We start from the raw sequence: 9,505 nt of genomic DNA, 5'->3' as shown, positions 1-9,505 counted from the left end.
GCGCGACCGGCGCAGCGGGCGCGACCGGCGCAGCGGGCGCGACCGGCGCCGGCTGACGGCGAGCCTCGCGCACGGAGGCGACCGCGACGCCCGCGGTGGCCTCCGGCGTCGGCCCTTATCGTGCGGAGCATCCGCACGGAACCCCTTGACGTCGTCGGATTCGTCGCGGAGGGTGGAACGGATCCGGCTATGCATCACCTATGAACGCCGGGTCGTCCGGACGGGCTACGAGCCCGAGACCACTGCAGAGTCGCAGGGAGACACCGTGAAGAGAATGAACAGATGGGTCGTGGGCGTCGTGGCGGTCACCGCCGCCACCACCATGGCCGCGACCACCGCCAATGCCGCAGTACCGACGGACACCAGCGCGCTGCGCGATGCCGTGACGGCCGACGCGATCATGGGGCATCTCGATGACCTCCAGGCGATCGCCGACGCCAACGCCGGCAGTCGCGCCAGTGGCACGCCCGGGTTCGACCAGTCGATCGAATTCCTCGAGGAACAGCTCACGAACGCCGGGTACGAGGTGACGAGGCAGGACTTCACGTTCAACTCGTTCCGCGAGCTCTCGGAGCCCGTGTTCGAGCAGGTGTCGCCCGACCAGGTCACCTACACGCCGGGTGAGGACTTCTTCACGGCCGAGTACTCCGGCAGCGGCGATGTGACCGCATCGCTCGAGGCCGTCGATCTCGTGCTGCCGCCCGGAGCGACCGCGAGCACCTCGAACAGCGGATGCGAGCCCGAGGACTTCGCCGACTTCACCGCCGGCAACATCGCGCTCGTGCAGCGCGGAACGTGCGACTTCTCAGTGAAGGCGCACAACGCCTTCGTCGCCGGCGCCGTCGGCGTGATCATCTTCAACGAGGGCCAGGAAGGGCGCACCGACACGCTGAACGCAACGCTCGGCGACGCGTTCAGCGACGACATCCCCGTCATCGGCACGTCGTTCGAGATCGGCAACGAGCTCGCCGCCCTCCTCGAGCAGGGCGACGTGGTCATCCACCTCGTGACCGACACGCTCATCGAACTCGGGGTGCCGACCTCCAACCTCATCGCGGAGACGCCCACCGGCCGTGACGACCGTGTCGTCATGGCAGGCGCCCACCTCGACTCGGTGCCGGACGGCCCGGGCATCGAGGACAACGGCACCGGCTCCGCCACGCTGCTCGAGACCGCGCTGCAGATGGCCGAACTCGGCATCCAGCCGCGCAACACCGTGCGCTTCGCATGGTGGGGCGCCGAGGAGGCCGGGCTCATCGGATCGCAGTTCTACGTCAGCTCGCTCAGCAAGAGCCAGGCGAAGGACATCCAGCTCTACCTCAACTTCGACATGATCGGCTCGCCGAACTACGCGCGGTTCATCTACGACGGCGACGGCGGTGCGTTCGGCATCAAGGGCCCCAACGGCAGCGCCCACATCGAGCGGACCTTCGAGGACTACTTCGCCTCGCAGGGCCTCGCCTCGGAGCCGACCGCGTTCGACGGACGCTCGGACTACGACGCCTTCATCTCGGCGGGCATCCCGGCCGGTGGCCTGTTCACCGGAGCGGAGGACGCCAAGACGGCCGACCAGGTCGGACTCTACGGCGGCCTCGCGACCTACGAGGGCGAGCCGGTGTCGTACGACCCGTGCTACCACCAGCCGTGCGACAGCATGGACCCGATCGGCGACGGCGCCGACGCGGGCCTGTACGAGGCGCTCAACGCCGCGTACGGGGGCGCGCTCGAGTACGAGGGCGTGATCACCAACATCAACACGACGGCCCTCGACGAGATGGCGGATGCGACCGCGCACGCGATCCTCACCTACGCCATGTCGACGAGCTCCGTGAACGGCACGGCGAAGGCCTCGCCGGTCGCGGGTGTGAAGGCGGGCGAGCGACTGGTGTCGCACTTCCGACGCTGACGACCGACGGATCCGATCGGCCTCCCGCGCCTCGCGGGAGGCCGATCGCCGTCATGGGCGGTCGTCGCGGCCGGCGAGGTCGACCACGCCGTACGGCGGCAGGGCGACGGGGTGCGTGCGGCCCGCGACGAGGACCTCGACATCGGCGGCTCGGGGGGCGAGGCTGGCGACGAGCGCACGCCACGCGCCGTCCTCGCGACGGACGCCGATCGCGTGCACGCCGGGCGGCAGCGCGCCGTCGGGCACGAGCAGCTCGCCGCCGTGCAGCGCCGCGATCGCGGCGATCGCCCGCGCGACGGGGTACTCCCCCGCACTCGAGCGGATGCCGCGCGGTCCGTCGGTCTCGAAGTACGCGACGCTCGCGACATCCGCCGCACGCCCCTCCCCGGCGACGGCGGCGAAGCTCGCGACCGTCCACGCCTCGAGCGCGGCCGACGACTGGCGCGGGTCGCTCGCGCCCGGCACGAGCTCGGCCCCGTACCCGTGGGCCGTGGTCGGGCCCGAGCCGGGGTCGGGCGTCGTGGTCGCGACGGCGTTGTACCGCGGGCGCAGTGTGATGGGGCCGACGTGGATCGGGCGGCCCGCGGCGATGCGTCCGGCGTCACGCGTGACGATCCCCTGCATCGGCACGGACTCGACGAACTGCGCGCGCTCGGTCGCGTGCATCTGCGGCGTGATCGCGAACGTCAACGAGGGGATGCCGCGGGGCAGGTCGCCGTGGCGGCGGTTGAGCTCGGTGAAGTGCGAGCGGGCGCCGCCGACGAGTTCCACGTCCGCCAGGCGTTCGCGCGCGGCATCCGCCAGCGCCGCCCACAGGGGTGGCTCGCTCACGTGGGTCCGCGTCGAGAAGACACCGACCCGCACCACCCGACCGGCCGCCAGCGCGGCGATCGCGTCCACGGCCTCGCGGACCGCGCCGGGATGCTCGGCGACGATGCGCACGTCGAGCCGCAGCGCCCCGGCCTCGGCATCGGCGCGGCGGAGCGCGGCCGGCCACTGCGGCGTTCGCGTGTCGAGCTCGACGAGGAGCCCGGCGACGCCCTCGGGCAGCGGCTTCCGGTCGGCGGCGTCGGCAGGACCGCCGGTCGGATCGGGTGCGGTCGACGCGCCGAGCAGCACCTCGGGCACCGGCCGGCCGGTGCCGACCAGCTCGACGACGACAGCCCTCGGCGCGGCGCGGCGCTCGCCCGTGCGCCGAGCCGTGAACGTCACGGCCTGCGCGATCCCGGCACCCGGCTCGATGCGCACGGGGAACGGGAGCGAGAGTGGCGTGCTGTAGGTCTTGTACGACGCGTCGGTCCAGTTGCGCTGGTCCTCCATCTCGAAGACCTCGCCCGCGAACTCGGCGCGCACGGCGACGCCGTCGTGCGCCCACGCGAGGGTGGCGATGTCCATCGCCGGCTGATGCGGCGCCACCGCCTCGGGGAACGTCGTGCGACGCTCGATGCCCGAGTGGCCGCCGACCACGAGCGCCTCCCCCGCGAGCGCCGGCGGGTGCAGCACCACGAGACCGAGCCGGTTGCTCAGGAACTCGGCGTGCGCGGTCGCCTCGAGCGACACCGCGATGCGCTCGCCCTCTGCAGTGACCGTGAGGGCCGCCGTGACGTCGGCGCCGAGTCCCCGCATCGCGAGCCGGAGGCGGCATCCGCCCTCGAACCGCTCGACGCCCTCGACCGCGGTCGGCACCGTGTTCCAGTCGCGATCGCGCGCGACGGCGCGCACGCTGCGCGCGACCGGGCTGCCGTCGAACGCGAGGTCGGCCACCTCGTCTCCGCGCAGCTCGAACCGCCACGCGCCGAGGTCGACGCCGACGGGCTCGGGCTCGGCGACGCCCCAGACCCGATCGAGCAGCGCCGCCTCGTCGGGCGTGGTCACAGCACCGACATCCCGCCGTCGACGGCGAACGCGGAACCGGTGGCGAATGCGCTCTCGTCGCTCGCGAGGTAGACCATGATGCCCTCGACGTCGGCGGGCGAGCCCGAGCGTCCCATCGGGATGCGGCCGACGATCGCGGTATGCGCCTCGGTGTCGTGCGTGAGCGTCGAGACGAGCGGCGTCTCGGTGTACGCCGGGATGACGGTGTTCACCCGGATCCCGTCGCGGGCGTACGCCGCGGCGACGGTGCGACCGAGGCCGTGCACACCGGCCTTCGAGGCGCTGTACGCCGTGAAGTCGGCGCCCTCGCCGCGCACGCCCGTGGGACTGCCGGTGAGGATGATGGAGCCGCCCTCGCCGCCCAGCATCGCCCGCACGGTGTGCTTGAGGGTGAGGAAGGTGCCCGTGAGGTTGACGTCGATCGTGCGCCGCCACACCTCGAGGTCGAGGTCGGCGGCCTTGGCGTCGTGGCCGAAGAGCTGTACGCCCGCGTTCGCGACGACCACGTCCGGGCGCCGGCCGTCGTCGATGAGCGAGGCGAAGGCAGCCTCGACGGACGCCTCGTCGGAGATGTCCATGACGACGGCCCGCGCGCTGTCGCCGAGGCCTGCCACGGCGGATTCGAGGGCCGCACGGTCGCGGTCGGCGAACGCCACCCGGGCGCCCTCGCGCAGGAATCGCAGGGCGACCTGGCGCCCGATGCCCGATGCGGCGCCCGTGACGAGCGCCGTCTTTCCAGTGAGCCGTTCGCCCATGTCTGCCCCTTCGCAGTCCCGTCTGCCATAACCGGTTGACCGGTTTACCGGATAGGCTACCGCACCCCTCGCTCGCCGGCGACATCCGCAGCCGCGCACGGACGCCGAAGGGCCCGGCACCGCGGATGACCGCGGGCCGGGCCCCTCACGCCCGACGGCTCAGAAGTCGAAGTCGTCGATGTTGTCGGCGTTGAACACGTAGGGGTCGCCGAGGAGCACGACGCTGTCGGCGCCGACCTCGTACTCGCCGAGCTTGCCGGCGTCGAAGGTGTCGCCTTCCTTGCCCGTGATGTCGCCCTCGATGAGCGCCTTCGTCGCGTACGCGGCGAGGTAGCCCAGGTCGGCCGGGTTCCACAGCGCGAACGCGGTCACGGTGCCGTCCTTGACGTACTCGCGCATCTGGTTGGGGGTGCCGAGGCCGGTCAGTGCGACCTTGCCCTTGTACTCCGAGGTCGACAGGTAGCGGGCCGCGGCGGAGATGCCGACCGTGGTGGGCGAGATGATGCCCTTCAGGTCGGGGTAGGTCTGCAACAGCGCCGCGGTCTTGTCGAACGAGGTCTGGTCGTCGTCGTCGCCGTACACCGTCTCGACGAGCTCGATGTTCGGGTGGTTGTCGGCCAGGTCGGTCTTCATGAGCTCGATCCAGGCGTTCTGGTTCGTCGCGTTGGCGGATGCCGAGAGGATCGCGACCTGGCCCGCGTCGCCGATCTGCTCGGCGATCAGGTCGACCTGCGACTTGGCGATGCCCTCGGCGGTGGCCTGGTTGATGAACAGATCGCGGCAGTCGGGGTTCGTGTCGGAGTCGAACGTGACGACCTTCACGCCCGCGTCGCGCGCCTCATTGAGGGCGTCGCAGATCGCCTCGGGGTCGTTCGCCGAGACGACGAGACCGCCCACGCCCTGCTGTGCGGCGGTCTGGATGAACGTGACCTGCGAGGTCGGGGACGCCTCGGCCGGGCCGACCTCGGCATAGGTGCCGCCGAACTCCTTGATGGCCTCCTCGCCGCCCGCGTTCGACGTGTCGAAGTACGGGTTGCCCAGGTTCTTGGGCAGGAACGTGATCGCCAGGTTGGCGTCGCTCGCGCCGTCGCTGCTGCCGGCGTCGCCGCCGCCGCCCGCCGAGCATCCGGTGAGGGCGAGCGCGGCGCCGACGGCCAGCGCGGTGATCGAGACGCCGAGGCGGCGCTTGCGGTCATGAGTGAACATCGTTGTTTCCTTCCATGGTTCCGGTGGATACCGGACTGACTGTGATGACAGGTGGTGCTGAGGTCAGATCGGCTCTGCTGCGCTCGAAGTGCGACCCTTCTTCCTCCCGATCGCCGAGATCCGCCGCGAGCGGAGCCAGGCGAGGAAGCTTGCGGACACCACCGAGAGCACGAGCAGCACCCCGGTGATGACGTTGATGATGTCGGAGGTGACCCCGGCGAGTCGCAGGGCGCTGCCGAGCGTTCCGATCAGCAGCACGCCGGCGATCACGCCGTGCAGCGCGCCGCGGCCGCCGAAGATCGAGACACCGCCGAGCAGCACGGCTGCGATGACCGAGAGCTCCAGGCCCGTCGCGTTGTCGCCGCGTGCGTTGCTGTAGAGCAGCGTGAAGTACACGCCGGCGAAGCCCGAGACGGTGCCGCTCAGCACGAAGAGCAGGAACTTCGTGCGGCCCACGTCGACGCCCGAGAAGGCGGCGGCCTCCTTGTTCAAGCCGATCGCGTAGAGCGAGCGCCCGAACGGCGTGAAGTGCAGCAGCACGGCGAACACGATCGCGAGCACGACGAACGGGATCATGATGCCGGGGATCGGCGTGCCGGGGATGTTGTCCTTCGCGAGGTCGCTCCAGAACTCGGGGAAGTCGGTGATCGCGGTGGTGCCGAGCAGGCCCACGGCGATGCCGCGGAACAGCGCGAGCGTGCCGATCGTCACGGCGAGCGAGGGTAGGCCCACCACGGTCACGAGGAACCCGTTGATGACGCCCGCGACCGTGCCGACGAGGATCGCCGCGACGGCCGCGACGGGGAAGTCCCATCCCGCCTGCGTGAGGATGCCGGTCATGACGCTCGTGAGCCCGACGATGCTCGCCACCGAGAGGTCGATCTCCTCGGTGATGATGATGAGCGTCATCGGCAGCGCGATCAGCAGGATCGGCGCGAGGTCGCGCAGCAGGTAGGTCACGGTGAGCGGGCTGTCGAAGTTCGGCACGACCGCGAGGGCCACGGCGATCACGACGACGAGCAGGGCGATCACCGCCATCTCGCGGGTGAGCAGGATGCGACGCCAGGCCGGGTGGGCGTGCGCCCTGTAGGTGCGCACGGTCCGGGTCTCGGGGGCGGTGGTCGTCATCGGTCGTCCTCCCTGGCTTCGAGGAGCTTGCGAGATTGTCGGAGCGCGAGCAGCCGGTCGAGCACGATCGCGCCGATGATGAGCACGCCCACGACGGCGCGCTGCCAGAAGTCCTCGATGCCGAGGATCGGCAGCGCGCGGTTGATGGTCAGCAGCAGGTAGGCGCCGATCGCGGCACCCCACACGGTGCCGACGCCGCCCGAGATCGCGACACCGCCGATGACGGCCGCGCCGATCGCCTGCAGCTCCCAGCCGGTTCCGGCGGCGGAGCTCACCGTGCCGTACCGCGCGGCGTAGAGCACGCCCGCGAGACCGGAGAGCGCGCCGCTCACGAGGAACGCACCGAGCACCCGGCTGGTGACCCGCAGTCCGTAGAGGTGGGCCGCGGCCGGGTCCGATCCGATCGCGTAGAGCTCGCGACCGCTGCGGAGATTGCGCAGGTACCAGGCGGCCGCGACGAGCACGATCGCGGCGATGATCGTGAGGATCGGGATGCCGAGGATCTGCCCGGTGCCGAGGCCGCGGAAGTCGGCGGGCAGGTCGGACGCGTTGATGCGGTCGCCGCCCGCCCACGCGACGTTGATGCCGCGGTAGATGTACAGCGTGCCGAGCGTGATCACGAGCGCGGGCACCTTGGCGAACGCCACGAGCGCGCCGTTGACGAGGCCGAGGAACGCGCCGAGGGCGACGCCCGCGACGAACACGAGGATCGGCGGGATGCCCTGCAGGTCGATGAACAGGCGTCCCGTGAGGTAGGCGGTGAGCCCGAGGATGGATCCGACCGAGAGGTCGACGTTGCGCGTGATGATCACGACGGCCTGCCCGACCGCCACGAGCAGCAGCAGCGAGGGGGTCAGCAGCAGGTCGCGGAATCCGTCGCTCGAGAAGAGGAACGCGGGGTTGCGGATCGTGGCGACCACGATCACCGCGATGAGCGCGATGAGGATGCCGGTCTCGCGCGCCTTGAGGATACGCCCCGCAGCGCGGCTGACGGGGTGGACGGGAGCGGTCGGCGGGGCGACGGTCGCGGTCACAGCGCGGCCTCCTTGTCTGCGGTCGCGGCGAACATGACCGCCTCGGGGGTCGCCTCGGATCGGGGGAACTCGCCGGTGAGGTGGCCCTCGCGCATGACGAGCACGCGGTCGGCCATGCCGAGCACCTCGGGGAGCTCGGAGGAGATCATGAGGATCGCGAGGCCCTGCTGGGCGAGTTCGGAGAGGAGCCGGTGCACCTCGGCCTTGGTGCCCACGTCGATGCCGCGCGTGGGCTCGTCGACGATGAGCACCTTCGGGTCCGTGGCGAGCCACTTGCCGAGCACGACCTTCTGCTGGTTGCCGCCGCTCAGCGTGCCGGTCTCGGCGTCGAGCGACGCCGTCTTGACCTCGAGGCGGCTCGACCAGATCGCGGCGGCCTCGTTCTCGGGTCCGCTCCAGAGCAGGCCGGCCTTCGCGAGCGAGCCGCGGATGGCGAGCGTGATGTTCCGCGCGACGCTCTCGTCGAGCACGAGGCCCTGCTTGCGTCGGTCCTCGGGCACGAGGGCGAGGCCGCGCGCCATCGCGACGCGCGGGTTGCCCTTGGGCAGCTGGCGACCGCCGAGTCGCACCGACCCCGATTCGTAGGGGTCGACCCCGAAGACCGCGCGGGCGACCTCGGAGCGTCCGGCGCCCACGAGCCCCGCGAGGCCGACGATCTCGCCGGCGCGCACGGAGAAGCTGATGTCGTGGAAGACGCCCGCCCGGGTGAGGCCCTCGACGACGAGCACGTCGTCGCCGATCTCGGCCGGGAGCTTCGGGAACAGCTCCGCGACATCCCGGCCGACCATCTGGCGCACGAGCTCGTCGACGCTCGTCTCGCGAATGGGCGTGGTGGCGATGTAGCTGCCGTCGCGCATCACGGTGACGGTGTCGCAGAGCGCGAAGACCTCGTCGAAGCGGTGCGAGATGAACATGAGCGCCCGGCCCTCGTCGCGCAGGCTCCGGGCGACGGCGAAGAGCCGCTCGACCTCGACGCCGCTGAGCGCCGCGGTCGGCTCGTCCATGATGAGCACGCGGGCGTCGAGCGAGATGGCCTTGGCGATCTCGATGATCTGCTGGTCGGCGATCGAGAGGCCCTCGGTCACGCGGTCGGGATCGATCGAGACGCCGAGGCGGCCGAAGATCTGCTGCGTCTCGGCGCGCATCGCCTTGCGGTCGATGCGCCCGAAGCGGTTCGTGGGCTGGCGGCCCATGAAGATGTTCTCGGTGACCGAGAGGTCGGGGAAGAGCGTCGGCTCCTGGTAGATGACCGCGATGCCCGAGGCCTTCGACTGGGCCGTGCTGTGGAAGTCGACGTCCTCGCCGCGCAGGCGGAAGGTGCCGGCATCCCGCCGGTAGAGCCCCGCGATGATCTTCACGAGCGTCGACTTGCCGGCGCCGTTCTCGCCGATGAGGGCGTGGATGGAGCCCTCCTCGAGCGTGATGGTGCCGGAGCGGAGGGCCACGACCGCCCCGAACGACTTGACCACCCTCGACAGTTCGAGCGCGGGCGGCGCGGGCGATGCCGTCGGCGGTGCTTCTTCGGGCACTGGCACGTCCTCCTCCTTGAGGTGAAACATTTCTGAATCGATTCAGGCTCGATTCAGGCATACTCTATGGAG

At 71.0% G+C, this 9,505-nt stretch carries 7 protein-coding genes; 1 reads left to right on the top strand and 6 read right to left on the bottom strand.

Going from position 1 to position 9,505, the window contains the following annotated elements; genetic code table 11:
- Positions 1-274: 274 nt before the first annotated feature.
- Complete coding sequence (locus tag EDM22_RS03080; protein ID WP_122935575.1) at positions 275-1,906, top strand: M20/M25/M40 family metallo-hydrolase; 1,632 nt, start codon at positions 275-277, stop codon at positions 1,904-1,906.
- A gap of 51 nt (positions 1,907-1,957) precedes the next feature.
- Here EDM22_RS03080 and EDM22_RS03075 read toward each other — a convergent pair whose 3' ends face one another.
- From EDM22_RS03075 to EDM22_RS03050, 6 genes are all read right to left on the bottom strand, one after another.
- A complete protein-coding gene (locus tag EDM22_RS03075) occupies positions 1,958-3,781 on the bottom strand; it encodes a D-apionate lactonase family protein (protein WP_122935574.1) in 1,824 nt (607 codons plus the stop codon).
- Positions 3,778-4,536 (bottom strand): SDR family NAD(P)-dependent oxidoreductase, encoded by a 759-nt coding sequence (locus tag EDM22_RS03070; protein WP_122935573.1) that lies wholly within the window; start codon positions 4,534-4,536, stop codon positions 3,778-3,780. Before EDM22_RS03070 ends, EDM22_RS03075 begins: the two co-directional genes overlap by 4 nt.
- Before the next feature lie 159 nt (positions 4,537-4,695).
- Entirely contained in the window at positions 4,696-5,742 is a 1,047-nt protein-coding gene (rhaS, locus tag EDM22_RS03065) for a rhamnose ABC transporter substrate-binding protein (RefSeq protein WP_122935572.1), read from the bottom strand.
- 63 nt (positions 5,743-5,805) lie between these two features.
- Positions 5,806-6,870 (bottom strand): ABC transporter permease, encoded by a 1,065-nt coding sequence (locus EDM22_RS03060; protein ID WP_122935571.1) that lies wholly within the window; start codon positions 6,868-6,870, stop codon positions 5,806-5,808.
- Complete coding sequence (locus EDM22_RS03055; protein WP_122935570.1) at positions 6,867-7,904, bottom strand: ABC transporter permease; 1,038 nt, start codon at positions 7,902-7,904, stop codon at positions 6,867-6,869. Before EDM22_RS03055 ends, EDM22_RS03060 begins: the two co-directional genes overlap by 4 nt.
- Positions 7,901-9,433 (bottom strand): sugar ABC transporter ATP-binding protein, encoded by a 1,533-nt coding sequence (locus EDM22_RS03050; RefSeq protein WP_245989147.1) that lies wholly within the window; start codon positions 9,431-9,433, stop codon positions 7,901-7,903. Before EDM22_RS03050 ends, EDM22_RS03055 begins: the two co-directional genes overlap by 4 nt.
- Positions 9,434-9,505: the final 72 nt, after the last annotated feature.

This window comes from Agromyces tardus, from assembly GCF_003710805.1.
Classification (GTDB): Bacteria; Actinomycetota; Actinomycetes; order Actinomycetales; family Microbacteriaceae; genus Agromyces; species Agromyces tardus.
This window is presented reverse-complemented; position numbering and strand designations above follow the sequence as displayed.